The following is a 16237-nucleotide window of genomic DNA, read 5'->3' on the forward strand; positions in this document are numbered from 1 at the left end:
TGCCATCATCGGTGGCGAAGGTAACGGCGGGATCATTTATCCTGAATTGCACTATGGCAGAGATGCGCTGGTCGGCATCGCCCTGTTCCTGACGCACCTGGCAAAGGAAAAGAAAACCATATCTGAACTAAAAAAAACTTACCCGGAATACTATATCTCTAAAAACAAGATAGAGCTGCAGGCGGGGATGGATATCGACAACTTACTTAAACAGGTCGAAGAAAAATACCAAGATCAACCCTACAGCACAATAGACGGGTTAAAGATAGAATTTGATAAAGAATGGGTACATTTGCGCCGGTCGAACACTGAACCGATCATTAGGATCTATTCGGAGTCATCAAGCGAGGCAGCAGCAACTGCTTTGGCCGAAAAACTCATTGCCGATATGAAGGCGATTTTAGGGATTGCGTAAGGTGTTAAAACGGTAATATCAGCCGTTATATTAAGGACGTAAACAACCGTGAGCGGAGCGATCTGCCCACACATAACTGATCAATATAATGCGTGTTTATTTTGATAATGCGGCCACTACGCCGCTTGACCCAGAGGTGTTAAAAGAAATGTACAAGGTGATGGAAAGTCAGTTTGGCAACCCGTCATCAATACATGCACATGGCCGCGAAGCGCGTACGCTTATCGAGCGAGCGCGTAAAACCATTGCCAACTTACTGCACACATCACCAGCCGAAATATTTTTCACTAGTGGCGGTACCGAGGCGGATAACACCGCCATTAAATGTGGTATTGTTGACCATGGTTTAAAACATGCCATCACCAGCAGGCTGGAGCACCATGCGGTGCTGCATACGCTTGAGGCGATGGAGAAAACAGGCATTATAAAACTGAGCTTTGTTGATACCGATCATAAAGGCAATATTGATTACGCCCATCTCGAAAAATTGCTGCAGGATAACGAGCGCAGCTTTGTATCACTGATGCATGCCAATAACGAGATTGGTACGCTTACTGATATTGAGCGCGTTGGCGAACTGTGCGAACAATATGACGCAATTTTTCATAGCGATACCGTACAAACTATGGGGCACTTTACGCATGATTTGAGTAAGCTGAAGGTGCACTTTCTGGTTTGTTCGGCACATAAGCTGCACGGTCCTAAAGGCGTAGGCTTTTTGCACATCAATCATCGCATCAAAATAAAACCGATGATACACGGAGGTTCGCAGGAGCGTAATATGCGTGGCGGTACCGAGAATGTATACGGTATCGCAGGTTTAGCCAAATCGCTCGAGTTGGCGTATACCGAAATGGAAGAACACCGCGCGCATGTACAAGGCATCAAAACCTATATGATAGAGCAGCTCAAGGCCGAGATACCGGGCATAAGCTTTAATGGGGAAATTGATCCGGACAAGAGCTTATACACCGTGCTCAACGTATCGTTCCCCGAAATGGAAATGGCGGATATGCTGTTGTTCAACCTGGATATTGCAGGTATATCGGCGTCGGGCGGTAGTGCCTGTAGCTCCGGTACTGATATAGGCTCGCACGTGTTAGGGGCTATCGGCGCTAATCCGTCAAGGGCATCAGTGAGGTTTTCCTTTTCAAAATATAGCACTAAAGAAGAGGTAGATTACACCGTGGCAAAGCTTAAAGATGTTTGCCTGGTAAAAGCGTAATATCCTCTATACAGGTTATTAACAAACCTGAAAAGATTATTTATACAACGGCCGGTTGATTTCTTAATTAAAGAAAACAATCGGCCATTTTTATAGGTTACTTAATTAGTAATTAAAATTGATAACCTATGATGACAACAAACGATATGGCCTGGAATGATCGGGATGATCAGTTGAGGCGAGAAAGCGAAAACAACTATACTGGTCAGGAATATTCAACTTCGGGTCGCGCTGTTGATCCTGACGAGGAAGAATTGGACGAGGATGATGAACTTGCTTTAGAGGATGATGACGAATTGGATTCAGGCCTTGAAGATGAGGAGTTGGATGATACCGACCCGTTATACGATGAAGAGGACGAAGACGACGATACTTTAACCGGAGGCTACACCAATACGCTTAGTAATGATGCCGCGTTCGACCGTAATTATGATGCCTCGGAAGGTAGCGAGTTTAACGAGGATAAGGATTTTGAAGCACATTTGAATCCGGAATCGGTTGATCCTGACCCGAACGAGATACCTGAAAAGGAAGAGTCGGAAAATGAAGGTTCGGGTTACACACCAAGCCGCGAGTACAGCGAACCCCAGGAAGGTAATGACGCCTCTTACAGTGAGCAAACAGATGTGACTCCGCCTGAGCACCGGGAATTCCCTGCCGAAGGACCTGCTAAGACAGATTTTGAAGCACGCCCGCATGGACGCACTACCGGCCGAATGTTAGGCCATGAGCCAGGTACCGAAGGTATTTAAATAACGATAAATGTAATGGAGAGGCCGGTTAGTGATAATCGGCCTTTTATTTTGTCGTCCATTTGTCATTCCGTAACAGATAGGTGGGGTAGGTTAAACCATCGCTATTCATCACAGTCATAACTATACAAACAACGATAGAACGTAATGAAAAAGTTGATATTGATGATGGCTTTTTTAGCCGGTTTAGGTGTAGCGGCCAATGCACAAACAGAGGTTAGGCCTCATAAAACAGCTCAGCAAAAGGCAGATATATTGAGCAAAAAAATGCAGAGCGAGTTAGCGCTAACGCAGGAGCAATCAGTTAAGGTGCATGATATTTTGCTTAAACAGGCAACAAGTGTTGATAGCCTTAAGGCGGTGAAAAATGAGGGTGATAAAAAGCACCATAACCGCAAGGCAATTAAAGCGATAATGGAAACAACCGATAAGCAGATAACCGGTGTGTTAAATGCCGATCAGGTTAAAAAATATAACCAGCTTAAGGCAGAGAAGGTGTATAAGATGCAGAAGAAGAGAGCCGAACAAGCTGGTAAAGTGCAAGGTTGATTTGATGTGGTAGATTGATTATGTTTAGTGAGAGAAGAGCGGGCGAAAGCCCGCTCTTTGTTTATATCAGTTTGTGCTTAAAGTGGTAGTTGAGCAGTTTTGGTACATTAATGCTGTTCACCTCTTTCCATTCATTTAATTCATCAATAAATTCAGGAGCCGTTAAATTACTTTGTTCGGCAGCTTTAGCATAAAATTGAGTCTTCGGCGGGTGTTCAGGTGTGCAGGCGTTATAGGTGTGGCCAAATGCTCTCTTCTCTAAAATTGCGCTGGTGATGCCCAGGCAATCATCCAGGTGAATCATATTAACAGGTGCTTGCCCATTGGGGATATTTGATTTACCGGCGAAAAAGCGCCCCGCGTCACGGCCCGGCCCAAACAACCCGCCAAAACGGATGATGGTAGTTGTAAAAGCAGGTTCGGCTCTAAGTAAATTCTCAACAGCAAGTAATACATTGCCTGATTCGGTCGAGGGCTGGGGCGAAACTGTTTCCGTTACCACACTATTGTTATCGCCATATACACTGGTCGAGCTTATGTAAATTACGTGCTCAATGGTATCGCTTGCCTTTGCCGCCTTTACGATATTTTTTATTTGCGGGATATAGTTCTCGCCATTACCACTCCGCACTTTCGGCGGGATTGCAATTACCAATATTTTGCTCTCAAAAAATAAAGGGTTTAAAGCATTCTGTTCATCGGCGGCATCAATTAAAAACGATTCAATGCCGTATTTGCTTAGTAATGTTAATTTTTCTGAGGTGGTAGTTGAGCCTTTTACTGCGTATCCGGATTGTACCAGTTGCTTGGCTAATGCGAGACCATACCATCCACAGCCTAAAATACTTATCGTGTCTTCTGCTTCCATTGCTGGTAAAGCTACTAAAGCAAGTCTATTTATGGCTAAGATTATTTTTATAAGATTAGATTTTTAATTCTGTGTTAAGTATCAATCTTAAAATTATAGTTTGCAATTAATGTCAAATTTACAAGTAAGTGGTAGTTTATTTTGTACTTTAGTACCACTTATAGTTGTGCAAAAAATTTATACTCCCCTTTTAATTTTTTTTGCCACCATGGCCACCCTGGCTATTGGCGGATCGTGTGCAATGGCGCAAGTTCCCAGCGATAGCCTGGTCAAAAAAGTAAAATCGATAAAAAATCCTGACTCGGCTTTGGCTTATGCCGATGCGCAGATAAGCTTAGCCAAACGAAATAAGGATCGGTCGCTTGAGGGGCGCGCCTTATACGCTAAATCATACCGCTTGTACATGAATGGCGATGAACTCGGCGCCCTTAATCTGGCCCGTAACGCCCATAAGCTGGTTACCCCGCGCGATTCATTTGTCTATATAAAATCGGCCACCATGATGGCTTATATGCTTGGCCGCCATAGTGGTGAGTTAGATGCCTTGAAAATAGCTTTCGATGCGCTTAAAGTGGCCGAGGCACATAAATGGAAACGGCTGGGAGCGGATTGCCATATTTGCATCGCGGATATTTACCGTTCAATGGACCGGCCCTCGCAGGCCCTTACCCATGCGCAGCAGGTCGCGGTTGATATGAAGTTTTCAAAAGACACTTCCATGTACATCATCGCGCTCAGTACCTTGTCGAACATATATTCCCAGCGAAATTTCCAGACCAAGTACAACATCATCAAGGCTGTGGAGTACATGGAACAAATACTAACAAAACCTTACGCGGCTAAGCTTACTACCTTTGAGCGTGCGCGATATTTGAGTAACCTGGGGCGGCTTTACGAAATGCAGAAGCGGTTTGATAAGGCAAGCATAGTTTTACTTGAGGCTGTTGACATATGCGAACGCGAAAAGTACCCGGCCATAGCAAAGCACGCGTTGAATGAGATGGCGACTTTGCGTAACGATCAGGGCCGGTATCAGGAAAGTATAGCGTTTTCTAAGCGGGCGCTGGCAATACAAAGTGATGAGCAAACCAGCCGTTTAATGCAGCGCAATATTTACAACCGCCTTAGCGACTCATACGAAGGTTTGGGCGATTATAAAGAAGCGTTAAAATATTACAGGCGTTACCGCGATCTGAGTGATACCATTACAAGTTTGGGCTTAACCAATGCCGCAACGGAATTGAATGAAAAGTACAAGCTTGACAAGCGCCTGCTACTTGAAGAAGCTAAATCAAAACTGGCCAGGCAACAGCGGAATTTTAGTGTAATTATTGTTTTTATTATAGTTATCGGTTTCATTGTATTATATAGATGGTATTATTTAAAACGACAACGGGAAGCTAAATTGCTTGTTAAGGAGCATAAGCAACTCGCAAAGTTGGATGCCATGAAAACCAGCTTTTTCGCCAATATCAGCCATGAGCTACGCACTCCGTTAACGTTAATTATGGGTCCGCTCGATGTGCTTGTCAATCAGCAGATTTTAAGTGAAGAAAAACGCAGGATGCATCTTGATACTGTTTGGCGTAACAGTAAAAAGTTGCTGGGAATGGTTAACGAGTTACTTGATCTGGGTAAAATTGAGGCGGGTAATTTGCCAATACGCCTGCAAAAAGTGAATTTGTTGCCGTTTGTACGTATGCTATGCCAGGGCTTTTCGTCAGCGGCAGAACATAGGCAAATACGCTATTCTATTATTTGTTGTATCGTTAAAGAGATGGTGGTGGAGATTGACCGCGAGAAGTTGGAGAAGATCATCAATAACCTGATATCTAACGCGGTAAAATTTACACCTGCAAACGGTTCCATCTACGTAAATGCCATTGCCAAAGCGAGCCAATTTGAGTTTACGGTATCTAACACCGGTACAGGTATTCACCCTGATGATTTGAAACATATTTTTGACAGGTATTATCAGGGCAATAAAGTTACGGCCGAAGGCGGTACGGGTATTGGTTTGGCTATCTCGCGCGAATACGCGGAATTGCTTGGCGGTAAAATAGAAATTGATAACGAGTGGGGCAAAGGCGTTGTTTTCAAGTTGAATCTACCGCTTAATATTGTTAACGAATTACCTGAACAAGAGGGTGCCGGCGCGCTGGAAGATGAGGAAGAAAGTTTACCGGCAGTTGGGGGGCAGTTTACGGTTATGGTGGTAGAAGACCACAGTGAAATGGCACATTATATCGCTACTATTTTAAAGTCCAATTATCAGGTAGTTACTGTGAATAATGGTGTTGAGGCACTTACCAGGCTTGACGAGATGCCGCATAAGCCTGATCTGATAATATCTGATGTGATGATGCCTTTGATGGATGGCTTTTTGCTGTTGGAACACTTGAAAAAACATGACGAATATCACCGTATCCCGGTAATAATGCTCACTGCGCTTTCCGATTCGCCAAATAAGCTAAAGGCGCTTACTATTGGGGTTGATGATTATATAACCAAACCATTTTTAAGTAATGAGTTAATGGCCCGAGTGGCTAACCTGCTGGGCAATGTACAAAGCCGGAAATTAGAAGCCGTTATAACAAATGGCGATGAAGCTGACGACGATGATAGTCGGGACTTAACAACCTCACCTGCAGATTTGGCCTGGTTAAACCAGGTTGAGCAGCTTATACGCAAACAGGTTGGAAAAACGGACTTGAATATCGCAATGCTGAGTTATGATCTCAACCTGAGTGAGCGGCAGTTAAACCGCCGTATCAAAGCCATAACCGGGCTCACCCCAAACAAGTACATCAGGGTAATACGTTTACAAATTGCCCGCGAGGCAATTGACAGTGGCAAACACCGTACGGTGGCCGAAATTTCGTACGCTGCAGGGTTTGAAACACCTGCTTACTTCTCTAAACTTTTTAAAGCCCATTATGGGCGGGATGTTAACGAACTTTTATAAGCAGATCGATGTCCGTTTCATTTGCGTTGATTTAGTGCGAGTTAACAAATTGTGTCGGTTTTGTTAAAACTTAAAATGGCAGTTATGTTAACGTAAATGTCAGTTTTGTTCGTAGGTATTTACCCACATTTGGGTATAAACTATAACAAACTCAATTCGAATGAATATTTTAATTGACGAGCAAAATTTAACGAGTATGGTTATCTCCCCAAAGCCCAGAGCCGTTGTTGTATGCCCGCGCTGTAATAATGATCAATGCGACCGTATACCCAGAAGCAAGATTGTAAAGGTGTTATTTTCAGATAACATGCGACATTACAAATGCGCAAAGTGTTTCAAAAAGTTTTACAGATCCAGTCAGGAATAAACTTTCACCTTAAACCATCTTTATAAACTTAGGTACCCGTTCTTTATAGCGGTTTTAATGTGATGCTCTCCGGAAACGGAGAGCATATTTTTTTTTAGTAAAATAGCTGTTGCATCATTGGGATGATTTTTAAAACTTACTAATTTAACAGCATGAAATTAACTGACCTTTACTTTAAACCGGCCAAAGCCCTGGCCGCTGTCGGCGTTTTTGCCGCGTTTTCAGGCAGCTATGCGTCTTTTGCCCAAACAAAGGATGCCGTTATTGATAATATTGTTAAGGAAGCCAATCAAAACTCACAGCTAAAAACCCTCGCGCATGAGTTGCTTGATGTTGTTGGGCCGCGCCTTGTAGGTACACCGCAAATGGAGCAGGCTAATAACTGGGCAGTTGAAAAATATAAAAGCTGGGGTGTTGCCGCCCGTAACGAAAAATGGGGCGAGTGGCGTGGCTGGGAGCGTGGCATATCACATATTGATATGGTATCGCCGCGGGTACATACCCTTGAGGCTACCCAACTGGCCTGGAGCCCGGGCATGAAAAAAAGCGTAACCGCTGAGTTGATCATTATTCCTGATGTAGCCGATTCGGTAGCGTTTAAAAAATGGCTGCCTGCCGTTAAAGGTAAGTTTGTGTTAATATCTATGATGCAGCCGACAGGCCGCCCTGATTATAACTGGAAAGAATTTGCTACACCGGAATCATTTGAAAAAATGAAGAAGGAACGTACCGCTCAAACAGAGGCATGGGCCGCGCGCATTCGTAAAACCGGCTACAATGGCCGCACGCTGCCGGTAGCGCTTGAAAACGCGGGGGCTGCCGGTGTGGTGATCAATAACTGGTCGGCCGGGTTTGGCGTTGATAAAATATTTGGCGCTTACACCAAAAGAGTACCTACCATTGATGTAGCGCTTGAAGATTATGGCTTGCTTTACCGCTTGATCGAGTCGGGGCATAAACCAAAGATCCGGGTGCAAACCGAGTCAAAAGAGCATGGCGTTGTGCCAACATTTAACACCATCGCCGAAATTAAGGGTAGCGAAAAACCAAATGAATATGTAATCCTATCAGCTCACTTTGACTCATGGGATGGCGGCACCGGCGCTACCGACAACGGTACAGGTACGCTTACCATGATGGAAGCAATGCGTATCCTGAAAAAGATATATCCAAATCCTAAACGCACCATCCTGGTAGGCCATTGGGGTAGCGAAGAGCAGGGCCTGAACGGATCGCGCGCCTTTGTTGAAGATCATCCTGAAATAGTAAAAAACATACAGGCTTTATTTAACCAGGATAACGGTACAGGCCGGGTGGTTAACCTGAGTGGCCAAGGCTTTTTGCATGCGTATGATTATCTGGGCCGTTGGTTAAGCAAGGTGCCTGATAGCATCCGTAACCAAATCGAAACATCGTTCCCAGGTGCACCGGGCCGTGGCGGGTCAGACTTTGCATCGTTTGTAGCAGCGGGCGCCCCTGCATTTTCGCTGAGCTCAAACAGTTGGTCGTACGGCAACTATACCTGGCACACTAACCGTGATACTTATGATAAGATAGTATTTGATGATTTGCGTAACAACGCCATGTTAGCAGCCATATTAGCTTACCTGGCCAGCGAAGATCCGGCTAAAACATCAAACGAAAAAAGCGTGATGCCTGTTAACCCTCGCACAGGTGAGCAGGTTAAATGGCCCGATCAAACTTCGCCAACCCGTAAAGGTGGTTTGGATTAAGTTTTATCCGCTATTCATAACAACAAAGGCACCCATTCGGTGCCTTTGTTGTTATAAGATAGTTTTACTTTTTTGATGTGGCTACTATTACAATGCCGCCTATCAGCAATACGCCGCCGAGGTAGGGTGGCCAGCTTACCGTTTTTTCTTTATCTGCCGATACTTGTATAGGTCCGGCATCTATCACTTTCTCTTTTTTGGTGTAGGTAAAGCCAGTCCATATCAGCATAGCGGCACCTATAACAATTAGTATTATTCCGGTAACTCTGTTCATAATCTTTAGTTTGTGTATGTGATAAGTAGCACGGGTGGCAAAATGTTTTATTTTTGATGACATGACCAGCACCTTTTGGCTCAAATATCGATCGATATTGCTCTATGGCTTATTGTTAGCCTTACTGCTTTTTTTGCTGAAATGGCTCGAGGTGCGATTGATCATGGTAAACCATTCGTTTGAAATATATGCCGGCAGCATCGCCCTGATTTTTACTGTGCTGGGTATATGGTTGGCTGTAAAGCTAACCAGCCCCAAAGTAAGGACTGTGGTTATTGAAAAACAGGTTTTTGTTAATCCTTCCGCAGATTTCGCTCTGAATGAAAAAGCCCTGCAAGTTACGGGTTTAAGCACCCGGGAGTTAGAGGTGCTGCAATTGATGGCGCAGGGCCTGAGCAACCAACAGATAGCAGATCAACTGTATGTATCATTAAACACCGTTAAAACCCACAGTTCAAAAGTACTCGAAAAGCTGGAAGCGGGCAGGCGCACACAGGCGGTGGATAAGGCACGTAAGCTGGGGATTGTTCCATAAAGCTCATGATTTAGTATGATAAAGGGTGATTTTCTACAAAATCACCCTAAAGTATGAGCGTTGATACCGCCATGATAACCATTTTTACCACCCACAAAACTTTATAACACATGAAAAAATATGTAATTACTTTCGGGGTTATCGCCGGCATTATTGTAAGCGCGATGATGGTTTATTCTATCACGTCGTGCTATAACTCGCTTGATTTTGAAGGCAGTGAGGTTATTGGCTATAGCTCCATGATCATTGCGTTCTCCTTTATTTTTGTAGCGATAAAAAACTATCGCGATAAAATCAGCGCAGGTATTATTTCATTTGGTAAGGCCTTCCGGATAGGGCTGTTGATTACCTTGGTGGCATCAACTATTTATGTGCTGGTGTGGTTGGTATACTTCTACAATTTTGTGCCCGATTTTATGGACAAATACACAGCCCATGCCATACAGCAAGCTAAAGAAAGCGGCTTGTCAGCTATAGAATTAAAAGATCAAACCGAGCAGATTTCCGGCATGAGCAAGATGTATAAAAATCCGTTGTTTGTAGTGTTGTTTACCTATATGGAAATTATGCCTGTAGGTTTGATCATCTCGGTGATAGCCGCGTTAATACTGAAGCGCAATACTCCAAAGGTGGTAACGGTATAGCATTGTTTGTTTAACAGGCTTAGCGTAATTGTCATTTCAAATGAGGTAAGAGGAGAAATCCGTTAGAATTTTAGTAAAACGATAGGTGTCTCTTTTTACCTCCTCAATATAAACATTAACATATAAGAGCTTACAAATCAAATGTATACCTTGCTGAAACTCGCAGGAAAGGGTATTTTTTATTTACATCCGGATGTTCATCATACTTACCTTCCAGGATGAAATAACCGGGTTCGGCAAGCACCGAAAGATTTTTAAGCGCACGGTACCTAACCTCGCTGGTTAGCGTATGTAAAAAATAATGAGAATTGTTGCCGTTTACGGTTTTAAGCCATGCGCCGCGGTAATCAAGCCCGAAAAAGAAACGGTCGGTTATATTCAGGCTACCACTGCCGCCAATGCTGGCACCCGAAGTATAATCGTAATTGCGCTCGTTATACACATAAGTGTTGGGTACAGCAGCCAATATTACCGCTCCCGCGCTGAAAGCAGTATTTAACTTAACATTATCAAGCAGTTGATACTGTGAAAATAAGTTCATCTTCACGCTTTGGCCGCCGTAAAAAAATGCTTCGTTTTCGTAATAATCATAATTGGCAGATAGTATGGCCAGGTGTTTTATCCTGTCGCTGTTGCGCAGTTCCCAGCCTGCTATAGAGCCGTAAACGTTGATTGCGTTAACTTTAGAACTATCATCCTGGCCAAGCTCAACGTTAACAATGATGTTACTGAAGGGAGTACTGTAATCATCATACGGGTTACCGTAAATAAACTTAGCCCTGGCAAACCAGCCGAATTTTCCCTTGGCACCCGGCAAACTATAGCTATTGGGGTTGAAGCGCCTTGCACCAAGGTCAAGCTCTACGCTTATTTTGGTGGAATCATAATCGGCTGTGTTACGATTAACCTTGCCCCACTTTCCGTCAATTATCCGGTTAAGGCCATTCATGGGGTTCACTATAAAGCCAATTACCTCGTTCATCTGCCGCTTAAACCCGGTGGCCCGGTTGTTTACTATCCGGTTAGCCAAACGGTGCGTCATCTCACCCAATACTACGCCTCCAAAGGTGGTATTCACAAAATCATTAGGTGATGGTGGCTCATTCTCGCCAAAGGTTTCCCATAAATAACTGCCCGCGGCGGTTGCCAGTGCCGACTGGCCAAATGTATAACCATTTGAACGGAAAGCGTTGAAATACAAGCTGCCATGATAAGGATGGCCAAATTGGTTGGTTTTAAAAATATCCTTATCCCAGGTCCAGCTACCAGGTTTTATATTGTGTTTAATTGAGCTCCAGGTAACATTTGCATACGGCGCTTTTGATATGAACTTGCTATAGCTAAAGGGGATAGCTTCTGCCAAAAGCAGCTCACCGCCGGCGCGCCAAAAATTCTTTTTACGTGGCTGGCGAAAATGATCGGGCAATTTAAGTTCGAGCGTATCGGCTATTATTTTAGCCCCGTCGGTAGCGTTTTGGGCTTTGGCGGGTTTACAACATGCAAGTGTAAAAATAGCAAGCAGGGCAAAACCGGTTAGCGGCTTGGCAAGTTTATAGGGGGCGCAGAAAAACATAATCAATAACGGTGTGGTGCGGCTATCCTCTTAATCAGGAATAGGTAGTAAATAAATAAATTGTTAAGATTGTTTTAAGCCGGCGTAAGATGTTTTTAACAGTGAGAGAATAAAAACAAGTTTAACACGTTAATACGCCGTCCTTATTTTGCATAAACACACTAATAAGCGATATTTATATCATATTCACCAAACACACACATGAATTACAAACAATTGCTGGACGAGGTAAAAGATCATGTCATTAAATACTTTCGTGATCATAATAACCCTAATCTGGTATATCATAACTTAGGCCATACCAAAAATGTGGTTGGCGCCGCTATGCAGATAGCTAACCACTACCAGCTTAATGATGAGGATTACTTTATTGTAATAGCCGGTGCCTGGTTTCACGATACCGGTTACATGGTTGATGCCTCAAAGCACGAAGAAAGCAGCGCTCAGGTTGCGACAGATTATCTGAAGCATAAAGGAGTTGACGCGGCGGTGATCGCTAAAGTTCAGGGTGTAATAATGGCTACCAAAATGCCGCAGAAGCCTAACGGGTTGCTACAGGAGATCATGTGTGATGCAGACCTTTTTCACCTGGGTACGGTTGATCAGCGCAAGGGCAGCAGGCAGCTGCGCGAGGAGATGCTGCTATTCTGCAAAATGGATATTAATAAGGCCGACTGGCGGCAAAAGACCATCAATTTGATGGAAAATCACCGCTATTTTACCGACTACTGCCGTTTGTTACTGGATGATCAGAAAGCGAAAAATCTGGAGGCTCTGAAAGAAAGGCAAAGTAAAAACGACGCTAAGCAACAGGATATATTGGTTTTTGATAAGCAACGCGAGGAAAAAAAAGATGAGGATGAGCCGGAGAAAAAAAAGAAAGACCGCCCGGAGCGAGGCATCGAAACCATGTTCAGGATCAGTTCAACCAACCATCAGCGCCTGAGCGATATGGCCGATAATAAGGCGCACATCATGATTACGGTAAACTCCATCATCCTGTCGGCCATTATCAGTTTGGTGTTGCGCAAGCTGGATCAGGACAGTACCTGGCTTATACCAACCGTGATGCTGATATCCGTGAGTTTGCTTACCATAACATTTTCCATACTGGCTACACGCCCTTCTATTCCTGACGGTCGTTTTACGCTCAATAACCTTAAAAATAAGGATGTAAACCTTTTGTTTTTTGGCAATTTCTACCGCATGTCTTTAGATGAATACAGCGCGGGTATGTTCCAGTTGATGGAGGATAAGGAGTTTTTGTATGGTAACCTCATCCGCGATAATTTTTCGCAAGGGGTGGTGTTAGGCAAAAAATACCGCCTGCTGCGTATATCATACAACATATTTATGTTCGGGTTGATTGTTTCGGTTTTCGCTTACATCATCGCGTCGATACTTAATGGAAAGTAATAATCTGTTTAACGACCGTGACCTGAGCTGGCTATCGTTTAACGGGCGTGTGCTGGCCGAAGCTACCCAATCTGCCGTTCCGTTGCTTGAACGCATCAAATTCCTGTCGATCTTTTCATCAAACCTCGACGAATTTTACCGGGTGCGTATGCCGGTGCTGGCGGCATTTCAAAAAATTACGAGTGATGGCGATGAGGCGAATACAGCTAACTTGCAGCAGGCGCGTGATATCATCATGTCACAGCAGCAATTGTTTGGCAAAACGCTGACAGGGCAAATAATCCCGCAATTAAAGCAAAACGGCATTCACCTTTTTTATAATGAGGCGATACCTGATAAGTATCATGCTTTGCTTAAAGCCTATTTTTACAGCGATGTGCTTGGCTTTTTACAGCCGGTATGTGTGGGTGTAAATGATATCAATTTCTTTCCGGAGAATAACAAGCTTTACTTTTTGGCTGTAACCGAAAACAACGGTCAGCAGGAAACGGTGATTGTGAATATCCCGTCAGACAAAGTACCTCGTTTTTACACCGCTGATCTTGATGGCGAAACGGCCGTTTTTTTCCTGGATGATATTATGCGGCTTAACCTCAACACGCTTTTTCCGTGCAAAAACGTTAAAGGCTGCTACAGCTTTAAAATAACGCGCGATGCGGAGCTTGATCTGAAAGATGAGTACACCAGCGACGTTGCCGAGCAGGTAGAGAAGCAGCTTAACAAACGCGACCAGGGTTTAGCCACGCGTTTTTTGTTTGAGCCGGGCATTCCATTATACAGCCTGAATTTAACCACGGAGCAGCTTGGCTTGGCTAATGCCGTAAGTGTTGAAGGGGGCAGGTACCATAACTTAAAGGACTTTGCCGACTTCCCGGTAAAAAATAGTGCTTTAATTTACAGCCGCTGGCCGGCGGCTGATTATCCGGATGTGCCGGGCGGTACAACCTTGCTGCAATATCTGGACGGGCGCGACGTTTTACTGAACGTTCCGTATCAATCATACCATAGTATTTTACGTTTTTTTAATGAGGCAGCCACGCATCCCGATGTAGAGGAGATTTACATTACGCTTTACCGGGTGGCAAGGGAATCAAAAATTGTGAACGCCCTTATCAGCGCGGCTAAAAACGGTAAAAAGGTTACCGTTATGATAGAGCTGAAAGCCCGGTTTGACGAAGCGAACAACATTAAATGGGCGCGTAAAATGAAGGATGCGGGCGTGCGTATTATTTACAGCATTACGGCGCTAAAGGTACATGCCAAGGTAGCGCTAATAAAACGCAGGGAGGATGACCGGATAAAATATACAGGTTTGCTGGCTACGGGAAATTTTAACGAGAGTACGGCATTATTTTATACCGATCATATTTTGATGACGAGCAACCCGGCGCTTACCAGAGAGATGGAGCTGCTGCTATTATTTCTTACCAAGCGGCAAAAACCATCATCGCCGGATTTGATACCTTTTAGCGAGTTGCTGGTATCGCAGTTTAATTTGCAACGGCGTTTTTTGGAATTGATAGATAATGAAATAGCGAATGCCGAAAGAAGACTGCCGGCATCCATCATTATAAAGATGAACAACCTGGAAGAAAAGGTGCTCATCAGTAAGTTATATGATGCCTCACGTGCGGGAGTGAAGATACAGCTGATTGTTCGCGGTATATGCTGTATTGTACCGGGCGTTGAGGGTATGAGCAACAATATTGAGGTACGCCGCATTGTTGACCGTTACCTGGAGCATGGGCGGGTGTTTATATTTGAGAATGGCGGCGATAAGCAGGTCTACATGGGCTCAGCAGATTGGATGAACAGGAATATTTATCGCCGTATTGAAGTTTGTTTCCCGGTGTATGATGTAGGTATTAAAGCGGAGATAATGCGTTTAATAGATCTGCAATTACAGGATAACGTACAGGCGGTTTATGTGGACAGGGAGATGAATAACGTTCCTGTTACATCATCAACACCAGAGGTACAATCGCAGCAGGCCATTTATAATTTTTTAAAGAATGATAAGCATGAAAAAAATATATAGAGAGTTCAAATTTCAATCGGCCTTTTTGCTGATTTTATCGCTGGTTTTCATCAGCTTTTCGTGCATGCAGAAAAAGGGTGGCTCGAAAAATCCACCGGGGTACGATCTTTCTAAACCGCAAACATTTTACATGCCTGCCAGCCTGACCGAAATATCAGGCCATACTTTTTACAAGGGCGATCCTTCGGTAGTATACGCGCAGGAAGATGAGAGCGGCCGGGTATATTTTTTCAAGCCGGGCGATAAGAACGTATCATCCACTCAGTTTGCCGGCCCCGGCGATTATGAGGACATTGCCATTTGCCGCGAGCAGGTAATTATGCTGCGCAGCGATGGCGTATTATTCGTTTTTCCGCTGGCGCAAGTGAAGGCGGGTAAGGTTACCACGGTAAAAACAATCGGCAACATTTTGCCTAAAGGCGAATATGAGGGTATGTATGCCGACGAAAGTACGGCTACTATTTACATCATCACTAAAAACAGCAAAACTGACAAAAAAATGAACACCACAGCGGGCTATAAGTTCAACCTTTTGGCAGGTAATAACTTAAAACCCGCAGGTGAGTTTAGTATATCAAACGAGGAGATAGGAACGCTCTCAGGAGAGAAAAAGAAAAGGAAGGCCAGGTTTATGCCTTCGGCACTTACCAAAAATCCGCTTACCAATGAGTGGTACATACTATCATCCATCAACAAAATGATAGTGGTTACTGATAATAACTTTAAGGTAAAGGATGTTTATCCGCTTACACGTTCACAATTTCCGCAGCCTGAAGGCATAGCGTTCGACAGGCAGGGCAACCTATACATTTCAAACGAGGGTGGTAAGGGCAGTGGCACACTGCTTAAGTATTTGTATAGCAAGTAATTTGTATATTTAAAG

13 protein-coding genes and 1 pseudogene are annotated in these 16237 nt (G+C 44.0%); 11 read left to right on the forward strand and 3 right to left on the reverse strand.

Annotated elements, in window-relative coordinates; all coding sequences use genetic code 11:
- The 4 genes and pseudogenes from LT679_RS00005 to LT679_RS00020 form a co-directional block, all read left to right on the forward strand.
- Positions 1-415, forward strand: a pseudogene (locus LT679_RS00005) (phosphoglucosamine mutase); the annotation flags it as partial.
- 88 nt (positions 416-503) lie between these two features.
- On the forward strand, positions 504-1640 hold the full coding sequence (locus tag LT679_RS00010) for a cysteine desulfurase family protein (protein ID WP_232174846.1): 1137 nt from the start codon (positions 504-506) through the stop codon (positions 1638-1640).
- A gap of 128 nt (positions 1641-1768) precedes the next feature.
- Positions 1769-2392 carry a hypothetical protein gene (locus tag LT679_RS00015; protein WP_232174847.1) on the forward strand — a complete coding sequence of 208 codons (624 nt, stop codon included), beginning with the start codon at positions 1769-1771 and terminating at the stop codon, positions 2390-2392.
- Positions 2393-2539: 147 nt separating this feature from the next.
- Positions 2540-2941: a hypothetical protein gene (locus tag LT679_RS00020; RefSeq protein ID WP_232174848.1), complete on the forward strand. Its 402-nt coding sequence runs from the start codon at positions 2540-2542 to the stop codon at positions 2939-2941.
- A 61-nt stretch (positions 2942-3002) separates the two neighbouring features.
- Here the strand turns inward: LT679_RS00020 and LT679_RS00025 are convergent, their stop codons facing one another.
- Complete coding sequence (locus LT679_RS00025) at positions 3003-3809, reverse strand: SDR family oxidoreductase (RefSeq protein WP_232174849.1); 807 nt, start codon at positions 3807-3809, stop codon at positions 3003-3005.
- A gap of 208 nt (positions 3810-4017) precedes the next feature.
- On the opposite strand from LT679_RS00025, the gene LT679_RS00030 reads away from it, so the two are divergent.
- Positions 4018-6774: a hybrid sensor histidine kinase/response regulator transcription factor gene (locus LT679_RS00030; protein ID WP_232174850.1), complete on the forward strand. Its 2757-nt coding sequence runs from the start codon at positions 4018-4020 to the stop codon at positions 6772-6774.
- A 519-nt stretch (positions 6775-7293) separates the two neighbouring features.
- A complete protein-coding gene (locus tag LT679_RS00035) occupies positions 7294-8874 on the forward strand; it encodes a M20/M25/M40 family metallo-hydrolase (RefSeq protein ID WP_232174851.1) in 1581 nt (526 codons plus the stop codon).
- Positions 8875-8938: 64 nt separating this feature from the next.
- Here LT679_RS00035 and LT679_RS00040 read toward each other — a convergent pair whose 3' ends face one another.
- Entirely contained in the window at positions 8939-9148 is a 210-nt protein-coding gene (locus LT679_RS00040; RefSeq protein ID WP_228950437.1) for a hypothetical protein, read from the reverse strand.
- A gap of 61 nt (positions 9149-9209) precedes the next feature.
- Here LT679_RS00040 and LT679_RS00045 point away from each other — a divergent pair, with 61 nt between their 5' ends.
- Both LT679_RS00045 and LT679_RS00050 read left to right on the forward strand, forming a co-directional pair.
- A complete protein-coding gene (locus tag LT679_RS00045) occupies positions 9210-9683 on the forward strand; it encodes a response regulator transcription factor (protein ID WP_232174852.1) in 474 nt (157 codons plus the stop codon).
- Positions 9684-9793: 110 nt separating this feature from the next.
- Entirely contained in the window at positions 9794-10327 is a 534-nt protein-coding gene (locus LT679_RS00050; protein ID WP_232174853.1) for a DUF4199 domain-containing protein, read from the forward strand.
- 130 nt (positions 10328-10457) lie between these two features.
- Here the strand turns inward: LT679_RS00050 and LT679_RS00055 are convergent, their stop codons facing one another.
- Positions 10458-11900 carry a DUF3943 domain-containing protein gene (locus LT679_RS00055; RefSeq protein ID WP_232174854.1) on the reverse strand — a complete coding sequence of 481 codons (1443 nt, stop codon included), beginning with the start codon at positions 11898-11900 and terminating at the stop codon, positions 10458-10460.
- A gap of 201 nt (positions 11901-12101) precedes the next feature.
- Between LT679_RS00055 and LT679_RS00060 the strand changes: the two genes are divergently transcribed.
- The 3 genes from LT679_RS00060 to LT679_RS00070 are packed head-to-tail and all read left to right on the forward strand — an operon-like array spanning position 12102 to position 16222.
- Positions 12102-13316 carry a Pycsar system effector family protein gene (locus LT679_RS00060; RefSeq protein ID WP_232174855.1) on the forward strand — a complete coding sequence of 405 codons (1215 nt, stop codon included), beginning with the start codon at positions 12102-12104 and terminating at the stop codon, positions 13314-13316.
- Positions 13306-15354 (forward strand): polyphosphate kinase 1, encoded by a 2049-nt coding sequence (gene ppk1, locus LT679_RS00065; protein WP_232174856.1) that lies wholly within the window; start codon positions 13306-13308, stop codon positions 15352-15354. Before LT679_RS00060 ends, ppk1 begins: the two co-directional genes overlap by 11 nt.
- A complete protein-coding gene (locus tag LT679_RS00070; RefSeq protein ID WP_232174857.1) occupies positions 15338-16222 on the forward strand; it encodes an SdiA-regulated domain-containing protein in 885 nt (294 codons plus the stop codon). Before ppk1 ends, LT679_RS00070 begins: the two co-directional genes overlap by 17 nt.
- The last annotated feature ends 15 nt before the right edge of the window (positions 16223-16237 follow it).

The sequence above is a fragment of the Mucilaginibacter roseus genome, assembly GCF_021215455.1.
Lineage (GTDB): Bacteria > Bacteroidota > Bacteroidia > Sphingobacteriales > Sphingobacteriaceae > Mucilaginibacter > Mucilaginibacter roseus.